Below are 22,822 nucleotides of genomic sequence, written 5' to 3'. Positions count from 1 at the left end.
TATTTATGGCCGGGTCCAGTCGAAATACCATAGGCAAATTTGGATTGTTATCCATGACATTTGCCGCCGTTTTTAGCTTCAATAACGTCATCAACAATAACATCCAGTTAGGCATCGCCTCGGCACCGGTATTTCTGGTGGCGACCATCATCTACTTTATTCCGTTTTGTCTGATCATCGCCGAATTTGTCTCATTGAATAAGAGTTCGGAAGCCGGTGTGTATGCCTGGGTGAAAAGTGCCCTCGGCGGCCGCTGGGCGTTTATGACCGCCTATACTTACTGGTTCGTGAATTTGTTTTTCTTCACGGCGCTGCTTCCCCGCGTTATCGCTTATGCGTCTTACGCCTTTTTAGGGCACGATTATATTTTCACGCCCTTCACGACTGCGATTATCAGCATCTGTCTGTTTGCCTTTTCCACGATGATTTCCAACAGCGGTGCGAAACTACTCGGGCCGATGACCTCCGTCACCTCGACATTAATGCTGCTGCTGACGTTCTCTTATATCGTGCTGGCGGGCGCTGCGCTGATGGGCGGCGCAGAACCGGCGGATCCGATTAATGTTCAGGCGATGACGCCGCATTTTAACTGGGCATTCTTAGGCATTATTGCGTGGATATTCCAGGCAGCAGGCGGCGCAGAATCGGTCGCGGTATACGTGAATGACGTCAAAGGCGGCAGCCGCGCGTTCGTGAAAGTCATCATTATTTCCGGGCTGGTGATCGGCGTGCTGTATTCCATCGCCTCGCTGCTGATTAACGTGTTTGTGGCCAAATCCGCGCTGCATTTTACCGGCGGCACGGTGCAGGTATTTGAAGGGTTATCCGCACACTTTGGATTACCGGCGGTGCTGATGAACCGCTTTGTCGGCGTGGTTTCCTTCACCGCCATGTTTGGCTCATTACTGATGTGGACGGCAGCGCCGGTAAAAATCTTCTTTACTGAGATTCCTAAGGGGATTTTTGGCGAGAAAACTATTCGTCTGAATAAACACGGTGTTCCGACCCGCGCGGCGTGGATCCAGTTCCTTATCGTTATCCCGCTGATGTTAATTCCGACATTAGGCTCAGACAGCGTGCAGGATTTAATGAATACGCTGATTAACATGACCGCTGCCGCGTCGATGCTGCCGCCGCTGTTTATTATGCTGGCGTACCTGAATCTGCGTCTGAAATACGACAGCGTCGAGCGCGATTTTAAGATGGGCTCCAGAATGCAGGGGATCACTATCGTCGGTACGCTGATTGTGATTTTCACCGTCGGGTTCATCGCCTCAACCTTCCCGACCGGTGCCAGTATTATCACCATTGTGTTCTATAACGTCGGCGGACTGGTGTTGTTCCTCGGCTATGCCTGGTGGAAATACAATAAATATTCCAAAGAACTGGACGATAAAACCCGTTATCACGAAGACACGCCGCTGGCGAGAATTGTGCTGGAATCGCAGAATGAAACAGCGCGGGTGAAGAAAGAGAATATGGCAAAGTCACTTTCCGGGGCGTAAGACTGCGCCCTGCAAAGCGAAAATAAGGACATAAAAAAACCGCCTGAAGAGGCGGTTTTTATTTTTCTGCACCAGAACTTACAGCGCAGAACTTACAAAGCGATATCCGCAGGCTGTTTTGGCTCTTGTTTGGCCTGAACATCCAGCGGTCGTAGCTGAACCACGTCGGCGACCGGCGTGGTGATCATCGACGGCGTTTCCAGTTGCAGAATACGGCTGGTTTCCAGCAGCTCTTTCTCGGTCGCTTCGATATTGCCATTCAGTTTAGTGCCGTAAGACGGGATGATTTCACGGAATTTGGCCTGCCATTCCGGGCTCGCGGCTTTTTCTTTAAAGACCGTTTCCAGCAGTTTCATCATGATCGGCGCTGCGGTTGACGCACCCGGTGATGCACCCAGCAACGCCGCAATACTGCCATCTTTTGCGCTCACCACTTCAGTGCCCAGACGCAATACGCCGCCGTGTTTGCCATCTTTTTTGATGACCTGCACACGTTGTCCGGCCACCCAGCGTTTCCAGTCTTTCTGCTCGGCTTCGGGGAAAAATTCCTTCAGTGCGGCATGACGGTCTTCATCGCTGAGCATCACCTGCCCGACCAGATATTTCACCAGATCGAAGTTACCCATGCCGACATGCGTCATCGGCAACAGGTTGGAACTGTTCACACTGCCAAACAAATCCCACAGGGAACCATTTTTCAGGAACTTACTGGAGAAAGTGGCGAACGGCCCGAACAGCAGAACCTGTTTGCCATCAATAATACGGGTGTCGAGATGCGGAACGGACATCGGTGGCGCGCCCACGGCCGCTTTGCCGTAAACCTTCGCCAGATGGCGTTTCACCACATCCTGATTTTCGGTCACCAGAAATTCACCACCGACCGGGAAACCGCCGTATTCACGCGCTTCCGGAATGCCGGATTTTTGCAGCAGCGTCAGGGACGCACCGCCCGCACCGATGAACACGAATTTCGCATTCACCACGCGATGTTTGTGGCTGTGTTTCAGATCGGTAATCGTCACGCGCCAGCTTTTATCCGGATTGCGCTGGATATCGCGCACTTCCTGACCGTTTGCCAGCGTGAAATTGGATTTTTTCTGCAACGCCTCGACAAGCTGACGGGTCACTTCGCCGAAGTTCACGTCCGTACCTGCTGTGGTGCGGGTCGCGGCAACTTTTTGCTTCGGATCACGGCCATCCATGACTGCCGGGATCCATTGTCTGATTTGTTCCGGGTCTTCCGAATATTCCATCCCGCGGAACAACGTGCTTTCCTGCAACGCAGCAAAACGTTTGCGCAGGAAATCGATATTCTCATCGCCCCAGACAAAGCTCATGTGCGGCACGCTGTTGATGAACGAGCGCGGGTTATTCAGCACGCCTTTCTGCACCTGATACGCCATAAACTGACGGGAAACCTGGAAGGCTTCGTTGATCGCCACGGCCTTGGTGATATCGACAGAACCGTCGGGCATCAGCGGGGTATAGTTCATTTCTGCCAGCGCGGAATGGCCGGTACCGGCGTTATTCCAGCCGTTGGAACTTTCCTGCGCCACGCCGTCCATGCGTTCAATCATATGGACTGACCAGTCCGGCTCGAGTTCCTGGAAATAGGTCCCCAGGGTAGCACTCATAATTCCGCCGCCGACCAGCAATACATCAACGGATTTTTCGTCTTCTGCGGCCGCAGGCTCGCTGGCACCCAGTGAGTCACGGTTGAGAAGCATACCAAGTATCTTTCTCATGACGTCTGTTTCTCTAAATGTTCAGTTCTGTTCTGTTATGAATCGTTGTTGTGACTATCGAACAAGAAATTAGCAAAAAAACACGCGGGATCGTTACTGAAACTTCATTTTTTCAAATGATGGCTACGAATATAACATTATCACTACAAAAATTAAAAAAGGATTTAACGTTTCAAAAAAACAGGCAAACGGGATACCGGACAGCGCTTCAGGCCGCGTCACCGCTGGATTTGAAGGGTTTTGCAAAGGAATTCCGGAGGGCTTTGGGGCGGTCAAAGAACGAGCTATTCGTGCTAAATCGGGTTTTGTGGTGAAAGTGAGATGTTAAAAAGGCGCAGTTGCCCGCGCCTTTACGATCACTTTTTACGGAATCAGATTACAACGCGACGTCTGCCACTTGTTTCTGCTCTTCGCCCTTTTTAGGAGCTGAAGAATTGTCCGCCGCCGGAGCCGGTTCCGCCGCTTTCGGTTGCGGGTTGTCGAGCATCAGAACGCGGCTGGTGTCGCCCAGTTCTTTCTCGGTTGCCGCCACGTTGCCGTTCAGTTCTGTACCGTAAGAAGGGATGATTTCCTTCAGTTTGGCCTGCCACTCCGGTGTGGCGACTTTGTCTTTAAACACTTTTTCCATCAGGTGCAGCATGATCGGAGCCGCAGTGGATGCGCCCGGAGAAGCGCCCAGCAGCGCGGTAATGCTGCCGTCTTTCGAGCTGACCACTTCGGTGCCGAGACGCAGAACGCCGCCTTCTTTCTCATCTTTTTTGATGATCTGCACGCGCTGACCGGCTTCCCACAGACGCCAGTCTTCTTTCTTCGCATCCGGGAAGTATTCACGTAATGCATCGAAACGGTCGTCGTCGGAGAGCATCACCTGGCTGACCAGATATTTCACCAGATCAAAGTTGTCGATGCCCACGTGGGTCATCGGCATGATGTTGGAGAAATTCACGCTGCCGAACAGATCCCACAGGGAACCGTTTTTCAGGAATTTGCTGGAGAAGGTGGCGAACGGCCCGAACAGCAGAACCTGTTTGCCATCCAGAATACGGGTATCGAGGTGCGGAACGGACATCGGCGGTGAGCCGACAGACGCTTTCCCGTACACTTTCGCCAGATGACGTTTCACCACGTCCGGGTTTTCAGTCACCAGGAACTCGCCCCCCACCGGGAAGCCGCCGTAGTTATCCGCTTCAGGAATACCGGATTTTTGCAGCAGCGTCAGGGACGCACCGCCCGCACCGATAAACACGAATTTCGCTTTGATAACGCTTTCTTTGCCGTCATTTTTCAGGTCGGCAACGGTCACGTCCCAGGTGTTATCCGGGTTACGTTTAATGTCGCGCACTTCATGACCGAGGCTCAGGGAGAAGTTAGGCTTCTTCTGCAACGAGGCCACCAGCTGACGGGTGATTTCGCCGAAGTTTACGTCGGTACCAATCGGAATGCGGGTCGCAGCGATTTTCTGCGCCGGGTCACGCCCTTCCATCACCAGCGGGATCCACTGTTTGATTTGCGCCGGGTCTTCTGAATATTCCATGCCACGGAACAGCGTGCTTTGCTGCAATGCCGCAAAACGTTTACGCAGGAAATTGATGTTGTCATCACCCCACACAAAACTCATGTGCGGCGTGCTGTTGATGAAGGAACGCGGGTTGTGCAGCACGCCGTTCTCAACCTGATAGGTCCAGAACTGACGGGAAATCTGGAAGGATTCGTTGATTTCGACCGCTTTGGAGATATCGATACTGCCGTCGGCTTTTTCCGGTGTGTAGTTCATTTCTGCCAGCGCAGAGTGGCCGGTACCGGCGTTGTTCCAGCCGTTGGAGCTTTCCAGCGCTACGCCGTCCAGACGCTCAACCATGTCGATTGACCAGTCTGGCTCTAATTCCTGAAGGTATGTCCCCAGCGTCGCGCTCATAATGCCGCCGCCGATCAGTAACACATCAACGGGCTTTTCATCTTCTGCCAACGCTGACTGGCTGAAAGCAACCACGTTAAGGCAGAGGATCATGGCGAGTATCTTTCTCATGACGTCTGTTTCTCTGAATGTTTAGTTTTAGTTTTGCAGGTGAAAGCTATCCAGATTTCCTCTGGATAAACGAAATCAACAACCCGGCGGTGCGGTGGGAAATAAGCGATTATTTCCACAGAGTATGAAAGGACAATAATGGGGAGCAACGAAAACCGCGGCGAAGAACGACAAATCAACCACACAAATGTTACCGAATACTCATATTATCGAGATTTCGTAAACAATTTAACATTATCGTTACGTGCATTAAAAATAGTTTAATACTTTAAATAATTACATAAGTTAGTGACGTGACGAAATCATTCAGGCCAGATTCGCCTGTAAAGCCGCAGCATGCGCGGCCAGAGCCGGTGCCGGACTGTGGCCGATCAGCATGAAGTTGTAACCGGCATTGCGCCAGTAAACCACGTTCATTCCCCGGCGGATTTCTCGCTGCAATGCCGTATTGTCGCGGTGCTCGCTGCGCGTAATACACAGCGCCATCGGGCCGTAGCGCGCGTCAAGATAGGTAATTTGCGCGATGTCATATTCGTCATAATGCAACATACGGGCATCTTTCAGATCCGCGCCCTGCACCGCCAGCGCCGCCGGGCTCAGTGCAATGCCTAAGGTGTTTTGCACCCGCGCGAGCTGGATTTTCTGCTGTCCGGCAGAATCATCCACATCCGCCAGCGTCTGCGCGGTATACAGCGACATGTAATCCGCCACGCGCGCACGCCAGTTATCGTCAGAAGCAAAAAGCGTGGAATAACGTCCACCCAGCAGCCCGACGGCCAGAAAACTTAACGACGCGGCGAGCAGTGCGCGACGGCTGAATCCGGACGAACCGGCAATCCGTGCATCAGGGATAGCGTCGAGCGCAGCCTGTAATTTCCCGACCGGCGCTTCCTGCAACAGCGCGCCAAAGGCGTCGTGGAACGGTAAATTGCTGCGTGACATCTGCGCCAGCCGCTGCGCCAGCACGTCGTCCTGCGCCAGTTGTGCATCAAATTTTGCACGCTGAGATTCGCTTAGCTGGTTATCGAGGTATGCCACCAGAACTTCATCGGCGTAAGGCGCAGCCGGGATTTCACGGGTCATTTTTTCTCTCCCTGCTGCGGTTGGGTGGCGGTACCGGCGTCTTTTGCCAGCGTCAGCCGGGCGGTCGCCAGACGGCTCATGATGGTACCGATGGGGACGGAAAGCGTCTTCGCCGCCTCCTGATAGGTGAAACCTTCGACATACACCAGAAACACTGCGTTGCGCTGGGCTTCCGGCAGCCGGTTCACCCGCTGCATAACCTGCGTATGCCAGTGACGTTCCTCGAAAGACAGCGTATCGGCGGGCGCCTGCGTTTCATCAACATCAGCAAAACCCTGCCCCTGACGGACGTACTGCGCCCTGAGTTCGTTAACCCATATGGAGTGCAGGATAGAAAAGAGCCAGCGGTCCACACCGGTGCTGTCCTTAATCTGCGCGCAGCGTTCCAGCGCCCGCACGCAGGTGGATTGCACCAGATCGTCCGCCACATCATGCTTGCGCGACAGTACCATCGCGTAGCGCCACAGACGTGACAGGCACTGGCTCAGTTCAGAACGTAAGTCTGCCGGTGAGATTTATCGATTCTCCGTGATCAGGATTCCGGATGACCGTCGATGGCGGCGCTCAGGTCGCGGTATTCTTCGCAGCCGGTGCCGCACAAGCCTTTGATGGTCGCTAACTGGGCTTTGGCGAGATCAGGACGCCCTTTAATCATATAAGCCTCGCCGAGATATTCCCGGACTTTGGCATACTTCGCGTCAATCGCAATCGACTTCTGATAATAGCTGATACCTTCGTCGGTGCGCCCGAGTTTACGGGTGGCATAGCCGCGATAGTTCCAGGCTTCTTTGGTGTTCTGATCTTTCAGCGTATCCAGCACCGTCAGCGCTTCCTGATAACGACCGGTTTTCGCCAGATGATAAGCGTACTGCGTTTTATCCTGATCGGAAATCATGCTGCCTTTATCCACCATGCAGCTCTTAGTTTTGCTGTCGTAGATTTGCCCCTTCGGGCAGTCCGGCGTTTTTTTAGCGTCGGAATCATCACCCATCGCGTTAGCGGCGGCGCTGAAAAACAGCAGATTGCCCGCCAGACACACAACCGACAGCGCCTGTATTACCGTTTTTGTCTTCATAATGATGTCCTGTAGGGAATTAACTGATGACTTACGGGCGGCTTGTGCTGCCCGGTAACATGCGGCGCAAAATGCCGTCGCGGAGAACGTAATGGTGGAACAGTGCCGCCAGCGCATGTATACCCGCAATAATGATCAGCGCCCAGGCAACGTTGTTGTGCAACGAACCGAAAGTTCTGGTCATCACACTGTCGAAATTGAACACGTCAGGAATGGGGAATAAACCGAAGAAGTAGAACGGTTCGGCCTGCGACCAGCGGAATAAAAAGCCCAGAATGATTTGCGCGACCAGCAATAGATAGAGCGCCAGATGGGTCAGGTGCGCGGCGGCTTTCATCAGCGTCGGCATGGCGACCGGTTGCTGTTTACTGCGACCGGTGCTGACGGTAAACAAACGCCATAAAAGACGCCCGATAATAATCGCCGCCAGCAGTATCCCCACCGAGATATGCACCGATTGCAGCCCTTTGCGCAGCGGCGTGCCGCGCTCCAGCACTTCCCAGATATGCGCGCTGGCAAACAGGAAGATGACGGCCAGGGCCGTCAGCCAGTGCAGCAAAATAGTCAGGCCGTCGTAACGGCTGCGAAGAACAGAAGATGAAGTTTGCATATAAAACCGTGCCCGTCAGTGTTCGATATAAAGGTAAACACCTGAGCAGCGATTTTTATTCGCCGTGAAGGGAAATAATTTTCTCCGGTGAGGTTTTAAATGAAAAAAATTGAGGAGAAAATAGGCATCAGAACGCGAAAAGATAGCCTATATATAAATCAGAGACGCGCAAACAGCGCCCTGCGCGCCCGGAATGTCCCTTTTTGCGGGTCAAAATAGACGTTATTGCGCGATAAAGTTTTGCTCTGAGTGGCCGATAATCCGTATTGGGCGCCTTATACGTCAACGGCTGCGCCATAATTTTGCATTTATTTCTTATGAGGTGTGGCAGGTGAGCGAAGTATCGAAAGAGTCGTTTGCGAAGCGGAACACGCTGGCAATTTTGTCCGTTCTGCGAGACTTAAAGAAGAACCAGACCCTGGTCATGGTCAGCCATTCCCGCGGACAATTTATCAGTAAAATTCTGGACGTTGATGCTGACAACCATCAGTTCCTGTTCGATCTGGGCAGTTCAGATTACGAGAACACTCTGGCCGCTGAAGCCGGCACACTGACGTTTGTTGCGGAACCGGCCGGTGCCAAGGTTGAGTTTTCCTGCAGCAGAGTCCGCCAGGTCAGCTATGAAGGTTTGCCGACATTTACCTGCGATCTTCCGCCCGTGTTGTATTTCATTCAGCGCCGTGAGTATTTCCGCGTGAGTGTGCCGCGGATGTCGGATTTCCGTTGCAGCGGAATATTGCCTGATTCCTCTGAGTTTGCTTATCGCGTGCGTGATATCTCACTTGGCGGGCTGGGGCTGGAGATTGAAGGGGCTACACCGCCGGAAATCACCAGCGGGTCAATGCTGAAAGATTCGCTGATTCAGCTAGCGGAGCTGGGAACCTTTACATTAGATCTGCAGTATCTCGGCGCGATGGTGCGTAAATCGGTGAGCAATAAAGGCGAAACCGTGACGTCGCAGCGGCTGAGTTTTAAGTTTCCGAATTTATCACCCGCGCAGGAACGCGACCTGCAACGGGCGATTTTTGAGCTGGAAAAACAGCAGCATATGAAAGCGAAGCGTTTCCAGCACGATTAACGTTTAGATAAACATACCGCCTGAGGCCTCAACGCGCTGGGCGGTCATCCAGCCCGCTTCATCACTGAGCATCAGCGCCACCATATCACCGATATCATCCGGCAAACCGGCGCGGCCCAGCGCAGTATTGCTGGCAACCAGTCTGTTCACATCCGGATTATCGCGCACCATACCCCCACTGAAATCCGTTTCAATTGCGCCAGGAGCCAGCACATTGGCGGTAATCCCGCGTGCGCCGAGTTCTTTCGCCTGATAGCGGGTCAGCACTTCGATGCCCCCTTTCATCATGGCGTAAGCCGATGAGCCCGGTAGAGCAAAACGCGCCAGCCCGCTGGAGATATTCAGGATGCGGCCTCCGTCGGCCATCAGCGGTAACAGTTTTTGCGTCAGGAAGAACGGCCCTTTCAGATGGACATTCATCATCAGATCAAACTGTTCTTCGGTAGTATCGGCAAAAGACTGATGTAAACCTACCCCGGCATTGTTGATCAGAAAATCAAAAGTATCGCGCTGCCAGACCTGTTGCAGTTGCGCTTTTACCTGCACAACAAAGCCATCAAAACTGCCGGACTCACCGGTATTGAGCTGCAACGCAACGGCCTTTCCACCCTGTGCTTCGACAGAAATCACCACTTCCTGTGCCGCAGCGGCCTGATTGTGGTAAGTCAGAATCACGTCAACGCCCTTTTTTGCCAGCTTTTCAATGGCATTCTTACCTAAACCACGGCTTCCGCCGGTCACTATTGCGATTTTACGGTTCATATCTGACCTCATTGGCTTTTTGTACCTTCTGCATCGGATGAAACACAGCCTATTGGATTACCGCAGAGTGATAAATGAGCCATAATGATTTTCACTGTCTCATTCTCAACAACAATCAGGCAAATTGTGGATAAAATTCAATCAATGCAGGTGTTTGTGCGCGTCGCTGAACTGAGTAATTTTACCCGCGCGGCTGAAAGCCTGGGATTGCCCAAAGGCAGTGTGTCGCGGCTGGTGCAGCAACTGGAAACGCGGATGTCGGCACGTTTGCTGCACCGTTCAACGCGCCGCGTACAACTGACACAGGACGGACAGGTGTTTTATCAGCGCTGCAAAGAGTTGCTGGCCAGCATGGATGAACTGGAATCGATGTTTCAGTCGAATCCGGCCAGTGTCAGCGGACGTTTGCGGGTTGATATGACCACCGGTATGGCGACGCATCTGGTGTTACCGCGTCTGGCGGAGTTTCTTAACCGTTATCCGGCGCTGGAAATTGAACTGAGCTGCACTGATCACCGCGTGGATGTGGTGCGGGAAGGGTTTGACTGTGTGATCCGCTCCGGCACCCTTAAAGATTCCGGGCTGATTGCGCGTCCGCTGGGGCATCTCAGCATGGTTAACTGCGCCAGCCCCGGTTATCTGCGCCGCTACGGCACGCCGGATCACCCTGACCAGCTGGCACAACACGCCATGGTGCATTATGAACAAATCCTCGGCAGCCATACGTCGGCCTTTGAATATCTCGACGGCAAACAGGTGAAAACGGTCAAAAGCGGCGGCGCGGTGACGGTTAACAGCACCGAAACCTACGTCAGCGCCTGTATCAACGGCCTGGGCATCATTCAGGTTCCGCTGATTGGTGTACGCGACGCGCTGGCGGGTGGTCAGCTGGTCAGTATTTTGCCGCAGTTCCGTGCACCGCCAATGCCGGTGACGCTGGTTTATCCGCATCGTCTGAATCTGTCACGCCGCGTTAAAGTGTTTATGGACTGGCTGACCGATATCACCCAAACGTTCATTGCCTGAGCTTTCAGACGCCTCTGGCTTAGCCCTCACCGCTCAGGCGTCTATACTTAAGGCCGGATGAATTTTTAAGGACAACATGGATCAATGCCCATCATTTCAAAACAAGAACCGGCCACACAGGAAAAACCGACCCCGCTGATCAACATCAAAACCGGCAATCAGACGGTGGATAAAAACATCGGCAGATTTTCACGACTCGTGGAATACGTGCAGTCCTGGGGCTGGGTGGCACATTTGCTGCGTGCCACGGAACGCTTTAACGATCGCCTTGGCAGCCAGTTTGGCGCGGCCATCACCTATTTCTCCTTTCTGTCGCTGATCCCGATTCTGATGGTGTCCTTCGCTGCGGTCGGTTTTGTGCTGGCCTCAAATCCTGATTTGCTGGCAGAACTGATCAACCGAATCGTCAACAGCATCAGCGACCCGAATCTGGCGAATACGCTGAAAAGCACGGTAAATACTGCCATCCAGCAGCGTACTGCCGTGGGGTTATCCGGTTTGCTGATTGCGCTTTACTCCGGCGTGAGCTGGATGGGGAATTTGCGCGAGGCGATCCGTGCCCAGTCGCGCGATGTCTGGGAGCGTAATCCGCAGGATCAGGAGAAAATTTACCGCCGCTATATTCGCGATTTTATTTCCCTGACCGGGCTGGTGCTGGCGCTGATTATCACGCTGTCGCTGACGTCGATTGCCGGTGCCGCGCAAAAAACCATTGTCGATGCGCTGGGTCTGGGTGGCATTGACTGGCTCCGCCCGGTGATGACCAGTATCACGCTGGTGATTTCCATTGCCGCTAACTATTTGCTGTTCCTGTGGATTTTCTGGATGTTGCCGCGCCACAAACCACGCAAAAAAGCGCTGCTGCGCGGGACGTTGCTGGCGGCGATGGGTTTTGAGGTGATTAAATTCGTGATGACCATGACACTGCCGAAGCTGGCGACCTCACCTTCCGGCGCAGCCTTTGGTTCAGTGATCGGCCTGATGGCTTTCTTCTATTTCTTCGCCCGCCTGACGTTGTTTGTCGCCGCGTGGATAGCGACGGCGAAATACAAAGATGACCCGCCGATGCCGGATCCGAAGCAAAAAGCCGCCAAACACGCGAAAAATGCCACGGAAAACGACAGTGAATACACGCCGGACAACCTCATCGTGCCAGACGAAATGCATATATCCACAGTTAATGCTGAAGATGAAGTTAAAAAGCAGTGAATAATGCTAAGTCAGGCATGGCGCCGCCGTGAAAACCAGAATAACTGACTGAGAGCCGTACTTTTATTTTGCGGTTTTGCAGTCAGTTGCTCTGCCTTTTACCCATTCGCCAAACTTATGACTGGCGAAATCCTGCCCTGATAAAATAATCCCCCGATCCGGCTTTAAACGCCTTTTTTCGCGGCTTCCGCTGCGTTGAAATACCGCCGCGCTCTGCATAAGATGCCTTTTCGATATACATTTATTTACATTAGATCCCTCCCACTCATTACAAATAAGAAACACTTATGCAAGCCACTATCACTCCAGAATTAGAAGCTGACGCGCAATTGGTGAGTCAGAACTCCCGCAGCAAAGTCATCGTGGCATCGCTTATCGGTACGGCCATTGAATTCTTCGACTTTTATATCTATGCCACTGCTGCGGTGATTGTTTTCCCGCACATTTTCTTCCCGCAGGGTGACCCGACGGCGGCCACGCTACAGTCTCTCGCGACCTTTGCCATCGCCTTTGTCGCCAGGCCGATCGGTTCCGCGCTGTTCGGCCACTTCGGCGACCGCGTCGGACGTAAAGTCACGCTGGTGGCCTCTTTGCTGACGATGGGCGTGTCTACCGTGGTGATCGGCCTGCTGCCGACCTACGCAACCATTGGCGTCTTCGCACCGATGCTGCTGGCGCTGGCGCGTTTTGGTCAGGGTCTGGGACTGGGCGGTGAATGGGGTGGCGCGGCGCTGCTCGCCACCGAGAACGCACCGGCGAAGAAACGCGCCCTGTACGGCTCTTTCCCGCAGCTTGGCGCACCGATTGGCTTCTTCTTCGCGAACGGCATGTTCCTGCTGCTGTCGTGGCTGCTGACCGACGAACAGTTTATTTCCTGGGGCTGGCGTGTGCCGTTCCTGCTTTCTGCGGTACTGGTGATCGTCGGTCTGTATGTGCGCGTTTCCCTGCACGAAACACCGGTATTTGCCAAAATTGCCAAAGCCGGTAAACAGGTGAAAGTGCCAATCGGCACGCTGTTCACTAAATATAAAAAGGCGACGATTCTCGGCACCTTTATCATGGTTGCGACTTACACGCTGTTCTACATCATGACCGTGTATTCACTGGGTTACGGCACTGCCGCAAAGCCGGTCGGGCTGGGCATTCCGCGCAATGAATTCCTGTTGATGCTGATGATCGGCGTGGTCGGTTTCGGCGTGATGGTGCCGGTTGCCGGTCAGCTGGCGGATAAGTTTGGCCGTCGCAAAACCATGATTTGTATTACGCTGCTGATGATCGTCTTCGCCCTGTGTTTCCCGACCATTCTGGGTGCCGGTTCACAGGCGCTGGTGATGGTATTCCTGCTGTGTGGTTTCATGGTGATGGGGCTGACTTTCGGTCCGATGGGTGCGCTGCTGCCGGAGCTGTTCCCGACAGAAGTTCGCTATACCGGCGCGTCCTTCTCCTATAATGTGTCTTCGATACTGGGCGCATCTGTCGCGCCGTACATCGCCACCTGGCTGGCAACCCATTACGGGTTGTTCTATGTGGGCGTTTATCTGGCTTCAATGGCAACGCTGACGCTGATCGCGCTGCTGCTGTCCAAAGAAACCGCCCATCAGTCATTGTAACTGACCCGGATACCGTGCCCGGTTTGCGCCCGGCACGGTGCCTTCTGCGAAGGTCTCTTATGCGCTTGCGTCGATTTATCCTGCCTGTTCTGATCCTGCTTATCCTTATTACTGCGGCCTTTTGGTATTTCTGGCCACACACCTCCAATCCCAACGCTCTGTGGAACATCATCAGCAAGAAATGCGTGCCGAATCAGCAAAGCACGGGCAAACCTGAGCCCTGCGCGCAGGTCGATGAACAACAGGGTTTTGTGGTGCTGAAAGATCTGAACGGCCCGCTGCAATATTTGCTGATGCCGACCGCGCGGATCACCGGTATGGAAAGCCCTGCGTTGCTGGAACCGTCAACGCCAAACTTTTTCAGCCAGGCATGGAATGCGCGGCATTTTATGGCGGATAAATACGGTAAACCGATTGATGACAGCAATGTCTCGCTGGCGATTAACTCGCAATACGGACGGTCGCAGAATCAGCTGCACATCCACATCTCCTGTCTTTTGCCACAGGTAAAAACCACGTTGAGCAAAGATGGCGGGCAGATGGGATATAACTGGCAGGAACTGCCGGATAAGCTGCTCGGACACACCTATCTGGCGCGTAAAGTGACGCAGGCCGAGCTGAATGAGAAAGGCGCTTTCCGGCTTCTGGCCGAAGGTGTGCCTGAAGCCGATAAAAAGATGGGACATTTCGGCATGGCGATGGTCAGCCTGCCGGGCGGCGATTTCCTGCTGCTCGCCAGCGAGCGTGACTTACTCAAACTCAATAACGCCTCCACCGAAGAAATCCAGGACCACAAATGTGCGGTACTGGATCCGGTGCCTCAGCCTTAAAGCCCCCTTCCGGCCTCCCCTTCGCAGGGGAGGCGTTAATCCAACAGGATTACTTCTGTTTCATCTGCTGCAAGATCGGGCCGCACTGGTTTTCTTCATTATCACTTGGAGAGATCAACGCCAGCAGCGCGGCAGCCGGGGCAACGACAGCGCCAAGCGCGACGGCTGCGGCACCGCGGGCAATCAGCGGCCCTGGTTTCACGCCGGCATCCGGATTTTTATAGGTGCCGCGAACATACAGCGGTGAACGTAAGGTCAGGATACGCACGCCCTTGCTTTCAGGGTTGATCGACAGATCCAGCCGTTCGGTTGCCATATTGGTGTTGCCGGTAATGTTAATCACCGCATTCTCAGTATCGAACACAAACAGCCGTGGCGTGACCAGTCCGTTCTTCACATTGACGTTGGCGGCCGCGCAGTTGATCGCCACTTCATCATCGCCGAACAGTTTACTCACCACGTAATTACCGACATTCAGCCCTGCCAGTTCCATCAGGCCACGGCTGATCACGCCATCGTTAATAAGGATTTTCATATCACCGTTGCTGGTACCGAGCAGCGCTGCGACCGAATTCCCGGTGCCGGTCAGCGTGGCGTCACCGTTCAGGTCGCCCAGACTGCGCTCCATTGACTGTACGTTTGGCAGCAATTGTTTGAGCTTCAGTTTACGGGCATGGATATCGGCGCGCGCCTGCATCGGCGATTTGTCACCTTCGAGGCGGATGGTGGAATTCAGATTACCGCCAGCCAGACCGAAACGCAGCGGGTCGAGCAGGATCTCGCCGTCGGTCAGTTTCAGGTGAGTGCTCAAATCGCTCAGTGGCAGGGATTTACCATGCTCGATACGTTTGGCGCTGAATTTCACATCAGCGTCCATTACCCGCCAGCTTTTTGTATCGAATTTCTCCACCGGCAATACTTTGTCGGCAGGCTGCCGGGTAGTTTCACCACGTTTGGCTTTGTCCTGGTTAGAATCGGCACCAATCAGCGGAGCCAGATCAGCAAAGCGCAGCTGTTTTGAAACTACCTCACCGGTCAGTTTAGGTCGCGGTTTAACGGCCTGATAAGTCAGTGAGCCGTGAATATCGCTGTCGCCGATTTCACCGTTAAAGTTCTGATAACGGTAAATTGCGCCGTCTTTATCATGCAACGTCGCCGATAAATGCCCGTCGGTGGAATACGGTGGCGTTTGCGGCAGCAGCACGCCGGTCAGGCCATACAAGTCAGACAGCGTCTGGCCGGAGAATTTCAGACGTAAATCCAGCCCCCCGAGATTCATCGGATCCTGCAATGTCCCCGCGACGGCCACCCGCGTATTCCCGGAACGGACATCTGCCTGTAACGGGAACAGCACATCCGGGTCTTTCAGCGCCAGCATGCCACCGATTTTGCCGCTGCCGGAAAGCGATTCACCGTTGTATTTACCGTCAACTTTCCAGCCAAACACATAAGGCGGGGTTTTGGTTTTCGGTGCATCTTTCTTATCACCGACCACTTCCGTGAACGGCAGCGGTTTGCCCAGCGGGTCAATCACGGCGCGGAAATCAGCTTTCAGTTTCGCGTCTTTATAGTCAATTTTCCCGCGATCAAACACGATATCATTGAGCGTAAATGACCAGGCAGACGGCGGCTGCGCCGGATCCTGCGTATCGCTGTTGGCGAGATTGAACGTCCAGTTATTTTTGCCATTATCCAGACGCAGCAATGAAGCATCAGGCTGTTTCAGCCAGATACGCGGGATCAGCACTTCTTTATGCAGTAAGGCGAGTGGCGCAATGCTGGCGTCAACGCGGGCGAGTTTCACCATCTGCGCGTCTTTTTCGCCGGTTTGCACATCGGAAGGGTTACCGAGCACGATATCTTCAGCATGAATGTGCGGCCACGGCACCCACGCGCGCCACCCCGCTTCGTCTTTCTGACGCGACCAGTCCACGCCTAAATCACCGCGGATCGCGAATGCGCGGTTCAGTTCGGTGCTGACTTTTTGATTGATGGTCGGTTTGAGGCGGTTCCAGTCGAATGTCGCAATGAAAATCACGACAGCAATCAACGCAATGATAATCACACCCACAACCCAGGAAATCACTTTACCTGTGCGCGTCATAAATCTGTTCCTTTCAGACAGTTAACCAATCCTAAGTTTTAACCATAGTAGAATTCTCAACAGCTTGCAGGAAGGGGCATTCGTGAAGGGGGCATATCAGGCAGGAAGTCGGAAGGTAATGCTTTTTAAATCAGTGAAATGAAAATGCATCACACCACAACGAGTCACCAGCAACTTTGAGAGTTTGCCTCAGCAGGTCAGGCGTGATCCATTATCCTTTGAAATGTATGGGCAGATTATCCAGATTGTCGAAAATGGTGGGGCGCGCCAGATAATAGCCTTGTGCCGCCAGCGCATCAGAATTGCAGACCATCGCCCATTCAGAGGCCGTTTCAACGCCTTCAATAATCACGCCTTTGCTATAACGGTTCATCAGCGTCACCAGCGTGTAAAACAGCCGTGACCCCTCTTCACTCTGGCCAAGCAAAATAAACAGATCGCGGGCGATTTTGATGTATTCGTAATGCCAGGTGGTGAAGGAAGAGAAGTTAGCGATACCCTGACCAAAGTCATCGAGCCACAACCGGTCAGATTGCTCGATTTGCGACAGCGGGATACTCAGCGCATTTTCGGCGCTTTCAACCAGTTCAAAACGGACATACGGCATCGCGCTGATTTGCGCGCGCAGCGCCGAATCAGATTGCAGCATTTCCAGTACCTGACCATCTACGTTAATCGACGCCAGTAATTCGTTTTCAATGAACAGATGCTGCCAGCGCTGCAACAGGTCGAGCTGCTCCTGCACGATTTGCAAACGTTTGCCCACAGCGATCGCGACAAAATATTCTTCCGGCGAAATGAATTTGTGCGGGCTCGCAGGGTGAAAAATCCCTGTCAGCAATTCAATTCCCAACAGCTTTCCTGTGGTGCGATAAATAGGCTGAAAACGGTACACTCTCTGACACTGACGCCAGTAAGACTGTGCTTTTACGCGCTCTATGGCGGTAAAAGAAGGCGTAATCAGCCCTAACATCATCTTAGTTATCATATTTTTCTGCCGTCATGAATAAGAATCAGATAATCAGGGGGACATGCGGCAACATGTGTCGCGTGACTACAATGTGATTCATGTCAACAGCGTGTGTTCGCAGAACACTGTGTTTCATGGAGGCAAAGTAGCCCGGTTTCCTGGCTTTCTTTAGTAGAGTTATCTATCGGCGCTGCGCGGGGAAACTTTAATCACTCGATATAACCTTACAATCTGTGCGCCTAAATCAGCCAAAAAGCCGGGCTGGAAGTTCTTTTACACAGGCTCTACAGTGGAAGCACTGAATATTTTATTGACGCCTCATTCACAAGCCGGAGAAAAAAATGCCTTACGTTAATATCAAAATCACCCGCGAAGGCGCGACAGCTGAACAGAAGAAAGCGCTGATCGCCGGGGTGACACAATTACTGGTGGACACGCTGGGCAAAAATCCGGCGACGACCGTGGTCGTCATTGACGAGGTCGACACCGATAACTGGGGAGTGGGTGGCCGTCCGGTGACCGAACTGCGTCAGGAAAATAAGTAACTGCCTCAGGTGGAAGTGCTGACGCTTCCACTTTTCCCCTCGTTTTTTCTTCTTTTTTTTGCCTGCTGCCTACAAAAATAAAACCTTGTTTTAATTTATTTGACTGACCGCATTCTTATGAAGAGACTAGAGCGCAATAATGACGGTCTTTTCTTTCCTTTCGTTTTAATGCTTCAGACATAGGCCAGGTACCATGACCAGCAAAAACATTGCCGTTATCGGCGAATGCATGATCGAATTATCTCAGAAAGGCGATGCGCTCCACCGCGGTTTTGGTGGCGACACGCTGAACACGTCTGTTTATATCTCCCGCCAGGTTTCCCCTGATGCGCTGAACGTGCATTACGTCACCGCGCTCGGCAATGACAGTTTCAGCAATGAAATGTTGCAGGCCTGGCAGCAGGAAGGGGTTCACACGGATCTGACCCAGCGCCTTGAAAACAAGTTACCCGGTTTGTATGTGATTGAAACGGACAGCACCGGCGAGCGCACCTTCTATTACTGGCGCAATGATGCTGCCGCGCGCTACTGGCTCGACAGTCCGCAATCCGAAGAGATTTGCCGGAAACTGGCAGAATTTGATTATCTGTATCTGAGCGGTATCAGTCTGGCGATCCTCAGCGACGCAAGCCGTGACCGTCTGATGACCTTGCTGAAAGCCTGCCGTTCACGCGGTGGCAAAGTGATTTTCGATAACAATTACCGTCCGCGTCTGTGGGCCAGCAAAGAACAGACGCAGGCCGCGTATAACGCCATGCTTTCCTGCACCGACATCGCCTTCCTGACCCTCGATGACGAAGATATGTTGTGGGGCCAGAAGCCGTACGACGACGTGATTGCGCGCACCCATGCGCTGGGCGTCAGCGAAGTGGTCGTCAAACGCGGAGCCGACAGTTGCATCGTCTCCAGCGCTGAAGGCGAGTTGCATGATGTCCCTGCGGTGAAATTGCCGAAAGAGAAAGTCATTGATACGACGGCAGCAGGAGATTCCTTCAGCGCCGGTTATCTGGCGGTGAGGCTCACCGGTGGCAGCGCGGTGGAAGCCGCAGTGCGTGGACATGAAACAGCGAGTACGGTTATCCAGCATCGCGGGGCAATCATTCCGATGGAGTTTATGCCGGGGCGGGCATAAGGGGAGTTTTTCTTTACTCCTCCCCCTGCGAAGGGGGAGGCTGGGAGGGGGTTTTAATGACTAACTCTTTGCTAAAGCACACTTAAACTTTTTGATTTAGACCTTAATACCCCACCCCAACCCTCCCCTTCGCAGGGGAGGGAGCCGACCGAATTCTTACTCAACGATCTACTTATTGCGCAGTCGTCGCCGATGCCGCTGGCACATCCCCCGCAGGGGCATCAACCGCAGGCGCGGTTTCCACCGGTGCCATTATCTTGTCATAAACCGCCCGCAGCTCTGCGGCATTCACCTCAGGTTCCCCTTTTGGCTGCGCCACTAATAACGCAGGAGCGCGGGAAAGCTGTTGCTTCAGTTCCTGATTCAGCACCGGCAGGGTCAGCGTGGAAAGGAACTGCTGACGCAATTGCTGATACTGTTCTGGGGCGATATCTACCACACCGTTTTGCTGGGAACGCAAACGCTGGCTCATCAGCACATCGGTATCGGTACGGGCGTAAGTCGCGAACAGTTTGCTCAGCTGATCGTTTTTCTGCGCAATCAGTGCGTCAAATTCAGCCTGAGAAATGCCTTTATCGCGAACAGCCAGGAGTTCTTCTGACAAACGTTTAAACAGCTCGGTCAGCTTAGCCTGCGGTGCTTCAATGCGGATTGCACACTGCGCGCGCTGATATTGCACATTACAGTCGAAACCCAGCCCCGGGCCAGGTGCCGGGGTGTCTTTTTTGGTTTCAAACGCACTTTTCAGTTGTTGCTGCAAATGCCAGAACAACGCTTCGCGGGCTAGATCACTGCGCCAGTATGCGGCAAGTGCCTGTGAATCCTGAATGGGCTGCCAGGCGTTATCCCACATTAATGAGACGCGATCCTGAGTCAGATTTTCATCCATGACGGTCATGGATTTTGTCGTCACTTCAGACAGCGTGGGCAACGTCTGCGGCGTCTGGCGGCTGCCTTTGAGTGACGAGAACGTGCGATTGATTTGTTCACTCAGGCCACGGCTGTCGACATTACCGACGACAAATAACGTCATCGCATCAGGCGTATACCACTGATGATAAAATTTGATTAATGCGTCGATGTTGACAGGTTTGGTGGGTAAATGGTTTGGATTGTGACCAACCAGCGTCGAACCGGCCATCCGCGCACGCCACCAGGCATCCTGCGTATTTTGAGGCAGAGAACCTACCGGATCCTGAGATTCCTGACGGGCTGCACTCACCAGCGCCGGGGTGACAGACACTTTGCCCGCCGTATTTGTCAGCCAGTTCAGAGCATCTTTCAGAAGCTCAGGACGGTTATTGGGCAGGCTCAGGTTGTACATCGTGAAATCATAAGAACTGACCGCTGGCGGCAAGGGCCGCTGCGGATTGATACTTTGCTGCCACAGAGACTGGAGCTGAGCCGTGCTGAAGCCTTCGCTGTGCATCAGCGCAAGGCGGGGAAGGAAATGGGCATAGCCCGTTTGCTGGGCTGATTCCGCCAGCGAGCCGGTGCGAACCACCAGGCGTAATTCAATGCGATCGCTCGGGCGTTGCGGCGTGGTCAGCAACTGCCAGGTAAATCCATTGTCCAGTTTCCCCTGCTGCCAGGCCGGATCTGGTTGTAATGCTTCAGCTTGCACATGACTTGCGGCTGCTGCCAGCAGCAATCCACCAATGAGTAAACGGATTTTGGTGCCCTGCATGTGAACCCCTACGTAATGACAATCCAATTTTCAATATGCTGTCCTGCCGGTGTCGGTCGACTGGCCCACAGGAATTGAATGCGTAAGTTTAAGGACGGAAAATACAGCCCTTCGTTAGACCGCGCATTTTTCGCAATGTCACGCAGCCCGCAAAAATATTATGGGAACGAACGCCAGATGAGGCATTTGAGGGACATATTATGAAGATAATCCACCGGTTGCATCAAGTAACCGGTGGATATTAGGTGGGTTTGGGGCTAAATAAATGCGTTTTTAGAAACCTTTCTCAATATTTTCATCCATTCAGCCACCATTTTTCAGAAATTTCAGGCGGACTTTTCGGCTTCTGTCAGACCCTTCTGGCCGTTTAAGGTCGCTTTTAACTGCCCTTCGTCCAGCTGATCACACCATTTTGCGACCACGATGGTGGCGACGCCGTTACCGACCAGATTGGTCAGCGCACGCGCTTCGGACATGAAACGGTCAATGCCCAGAATCAGTGCCAGTCCTGCAACCGGTAAATGGCCCACAGCAGACAACGTTGCCGCCAGCACGATGAATCCGCTGCCCGTTACGCCTGCCGCCCCTTTTGAAGACAACAGCAGCACCACAATCAGGGTGATCTGATGCCAGATATCCATATGGGTATTGGTCGCCTGCGCGATGAAGACTGCTGCCATCGTCAGATAAATCGAGGTGCCGTCCAGATTGAAGGAATAGCCGGTCGGAATGACCAGCCCGACCACCGATTTCTTACAACCCAGACGCTCCATTTTATCCAGCATGCGCGGCAGCGCTGATTCAGAAGATGACGTGCCCAGCACGATCAGCAGCTCTTCTTTAATGTAATTCACAAACTTGAAGATGCTGAAACCGGTGAAGCGCGCAATAAGCCCGAGCACCACCACCACGAACAAAATACAGGTCAGGTAGAAGCACAGGATCAGTTGTCCCAGTTGCACCAGCGAACCGACGCCGTATTTGCCGATGGTAAACGCCATGGCCCCAAATGCGCCAATCGGTGCGAGGCGCATGATCATATTGATGATGCCGAAAATGACCTGAGAGAAGCTTTCGATCACATTGAAAATCAGCTGGCCTTTGTGGCCCAGACGGTGCAACGCAAAGCCAAACAACACAGCAAATAGCAGCACCTGAAGAATGTTCCCGCTGGCGAATGCCCCAATCACGCTGGAGGGGATCACGTCCAGAAGGAACGGAATGATGCCCTGGCTTTGCGCCTGCTCGGCGTAAACCGCTACCGCTTTGGCATCCAGCGCGGCAGGATCCACGTTCATCCCGGCTCCCGGCTGTACAATATTGACGATCACCAGCCCGATGATCAGCGCCAGTGTACTGACAATTTCAAAGTACAGCAGCGCAATCGCACCGGTGCGGCCGACCGCTTTCATGCTTTCCATACCCGCAATACCGGTGACGACAGTACAGAAGATCACCGGCGCGATGATCATCTTGATTAATTTAACAAAACCATCACCAAGTGGTTTCATTTGAGCGCCAATCTCAGGGTAGAAATGCCCCAGAAGAACACCGACGGTAATAGCCAAAAGCACCTGAAAATACAGGCTTCTGAAGAGTGATTTTTTCATGAATACCCATCCTGAAGTGATTGCGCCGACTTCTATTTTTTGTAAGGTCAAAGGTAATGAGTGGCAGCAGGTAAATAACACAAGCACAACATGATGGAAATATTTCGTTTCCCTCCGCAATCACGAGTCATGAAAAACCGGAGCGGAAAGGATTCAGCAGGAAGTAATGTAAGTAAAAAAAGCGTCAGGAGGGGGAAATGCCGGACAAGAAGAGG

The 22,822-nt window shown here is 53.1% G+C and carries 19 protein-coding genes; 8 read left to right on the top strand and 11 right to left on the bottom strand.

All coding sequences use genetic code 11. The annotated features are described in order from the left end of the window. Positions 1-5 precede the first annotated feature (5 nt). Positions 6-1,505 carry an amino acid permease gene (locus tag ABIC79_RS16960; RefSeq protein ID WP_112197941.1) on the top strand — a complete coding sequence of 500 codons (1,500 nt, stop codon included), beginning with the start codon at positions 6-8 and terminating at the stop codon, positions 1,503-1,505. A gap of 92 nt (positions 1,506-1,597) precedes the next feature. Here ABIC79_RS16960 and mqo read toward each other — a convergent pair whose 3' ends face one another. From mqo to ABIC79_RS16930, 6 genes are all read right to left on the bottom strand, one after another. After that, complete coding sequence (mqo, locus tag ABIC79_RS16955; protein ID WP_013573481.1) at positions 1,598-3,250, bottom strand: malate dehydrogenase (quinone); 1,653 nt, start codon at positions 3,248-3,250, stop codon at positions 1,598-1,600. Positions 3,251-3,626: 376 nt separating this feature from the next. Next, positions 3,627-5,276 carry a malate:quinone oxidoreductase gene (locus ABIC79_RS16950; protein WP_013573476.1) on the bottom strand — a complete coding sequence of 550 codons (1,650 nt, stop codon included), beginning with the start codon at positions 5,274-5,276 and terminating at the stop codon, positions 3,627-3,629. 306 nt (positions 5,277-5,582) lie between these two features. Further along, positions 5,583-6,359 (bottom strand): anti-sigma factor family protein, encoded by a 777-nt coding sequence (locus ABIC79_RS16945; protein WP_013573475.1) that lies wholly within the window; start codon positions 6,357-6,359, stop codon positions 5,583-5,585. After that, entirely contained in the window at positions 6,356-6,811 is a 456-nt protein-coding gene (locus ABIC79_RS16940; RefSeq protein ID WP_013573474.1) for a sigma-70 family RNA polymerase sigma factor, read from the bottom strand. Before ABIC79_RS16940 ends, ABIC79_RS16945 begins: the two co-directional genes overlap by 4 nt. Before the next feature lie 80 nt (positions 6,812-6,891). Beyond that, positions 6,892-7,434, bottom strand: a complete 543-nt coding sequence (locus tag ABIC79_RS16935) for a tetratricopeptide repeat protein (RefSeq protein WP_013573473.1) — start codon at positions 7,432-7,434, stop codon at positions 6,892-6,894. Between the two features lie 31 nt (positions 7,435-7,465). Then, positions 7,466-8,044, bottom strand: a complete 579-nt coding sequence (locus ABIC79_RS16930) for a cytochrome b (protein WP_013573472.1) — start codon at positions 8,042-8,044, stop codon at positions 7,466-7,468. 331 nt (positions 8,045-8,375) lie between these two features. On the opposite strand from ABIC79_RS16930, the gene ABIC79_RS16925 reads away from it, so the two are divergent. Continuing rightward, a complete protein-coding gene (locus ABIC79_RS16925) occupies positions 8,376-9,122 on the top strand; it encodes a flagellar brake protein (protein ID WP_013573471.1) in 747 nt (248 codons plus the stop codon). A 3-nt stretch (positions 9,123-9,125) separates the two neighbouring features. Here ABIC79_RS16925 and ABIC79_RS16920 read toward each other — a convergent pair whose 3' ends face one another. Further along, positions 9,126-9,884: an SDR family NAD(P)-dependent oxidoreductase gene (locus tag ABIC79_RS16920; protein WP_013573470.1), complete on the bottom strand. Its 759-nt coding sequence runs from the start codon at positions 9,882-9,884 to the stop codon at positions 9,126-9,128. A gap of 126 nt (positions 9,885-10,010) precedes the next feature. Here ABIC79_RS16920 and ABIC79_RS16915 point away from each other — a divergent pair, with 126 nt between their 5' ends. The 4 genes from ABIC79_RS16915 to ABIC79_RS16900 all read left to right on the top strand — a co-directional run bounded on the left by ABIC79_RS16915 (position 10,011) and on the right by ABIC79_RS16900 (position 14,559). Then, positions 10,011-10,910 (top strand): LysR family transcriptional regulator, encoded by a 900-nt coding sequence (locus ABIC79_RS16915; protein WP_014411462.1) that lies wholly within the window; start codon positions 10,011-10,013, stop codon positions 10,908-10,910. 84 nt (positions 10,911-10,994) lie between these two features. Beyond that, positions 10,995-12,119: an inner membrane protein YhjD gene (gene yhjD, locus ABIC79_RS16910; protein ID WP_013573468.1), complete on the top strand. Its 1,125-nt coding sequence runs from the start codon at positions 10,995-10,997 to the stop codon at positions 12,117-12,119. A 287-nt stretch (positions 12,120-12,406) separates the two neighbouring features. Next, positions 12,407-13,729, top strand: a complete 1,323-nt coding sequence (locus ABIC79_RS16905) for an MFS transporter (protein ID WP_013573467.1) — start codon at positions 12,407-12,409, stop codon at positions 13,727-13,729. Between the two features lie 59 nt (positions 13,730-13,788). After that, positions 13,789-14,559 (top strand): CDP-diacylglycerol diphosphatase, encoded by a 771-nt coding sequence (locus tag ABIC79_RS16900; RefSeq protein WP_013573466.1) that lies wholly within the window; start codon positions 13,789-13,791, stop codon positions 14,557-14,559. Positions 14,560-14,608: 49 nt separating this feature from the next. On the opposite strand, the gene ABIC79_RS16895 is transcribed toward ABIC79_RS16900, so the two are convergent. After that, complete coding sequence (locus tag ABIC79_RS16895; RefSeq protein ID WP_354567893.1) at positions 14,609-16,663, bottom strand: AsmA family protein; 2,055 nt, start codon at positions 16,661-16,663, stop codon at positions 14,609-14,611. Between the two features lie 211 nt (positions 16,664-16,874). Further along, on the bottom strand, positions 16,875-17,651 hold the full coding sequence (pdeH, locus tag ABIC79_RS16890; RefSeq protein ID WP_013573464.1) for a cyclic-guanylate-specific phosphodiesterase: 777 nt from the start codon (positions 17,649-17,651) through the stop codon (positions 16,875-16,877). 323 nt (positions 17,652-17,974) lie between these two features. Between pdeH and ABIC79_RS16885 the strand changes: the two genes are divergently transcribed. Together ABIC79_RS16885 and kdgK are read left to right on the top strand one after the other, a co-directional pair. Beyond that, entirely contained in the window at positions 17,975-18,178 is a 204-nt protein-coding gene (locus ABIC79_RS16885; RefSeq protein ID WP_013573463.1) for a 2-hydroxymuconate tautomerase family protein, read from the top strand. A 193-nt stretch (positions 18,179-18,371) separates the two neighbouring features. Then, positions 18,372-19,310 carry a 2-dehydro-3-deoxygluconokinase gene (gene kdgK / locus ABIC79_RS16880; protein ID WP_013573462.1) on the top strand — a complete coding sequence of 313 codons (939 nt, stop codon included), beginning with the start codon at positions 18,372-18,374 and terminating at the stop codon, positions 19,308-19,310. 172 nt (positions 19,311-19,482) lie between these two features. On the opposite strand, the gene ABIC79_RS16875 is transcribed toward kdgK, so the two are convergent. Together ABIC79_RS16875 and ABIC79_RS16870 are read right to left on the bottom strand one after the other, a co-directional pair. Beyond that, the gene (locus ABIC79_RS16875) at positions 19,483-20,997 is read right to left on the bottom strand and encodes a M16 family metallopeptidase (RefSeq protein ID WP_354567890.1); all 1,515 of its coding nucleotides are present in this window, start codon (positions 20,995-20,997) and stop codon (positions 19,483-19,485) included. 326 nt (positions 20,998-21,323) lie between these two features. Then, positions 21,324-22,607 (bottom strand): dicarboxylate/amino acid:cation symporter, encoded by a 1,284-nt coding sequence (locus tag ABIC79_RS16870; protein WP_013573460.1) that lies wholly within the window; start codon positions 22,605-22,607, stop codon positions 21,324-21,326. Between the last annotated feature and the right edge of the window lie 215 nt (positions 22,608-22,822).

Origin of the sequence: Rahnella sp. 2050 (assembly GCF_040544515.1) — a bacterium.
In the GTDB taxonomy this organism is placed as follows: domain Bacteria; phylum Pseudomonadota; class Gammaproteobacteria; order Enterobacterales; family Enterobacteriaceae; genus Rahnella; species Rahnella aceris.
Note: the sequence above shows the minus strand (reverse complement) of the source record. Positions and strands in the feature narration are given on the sequence as shown.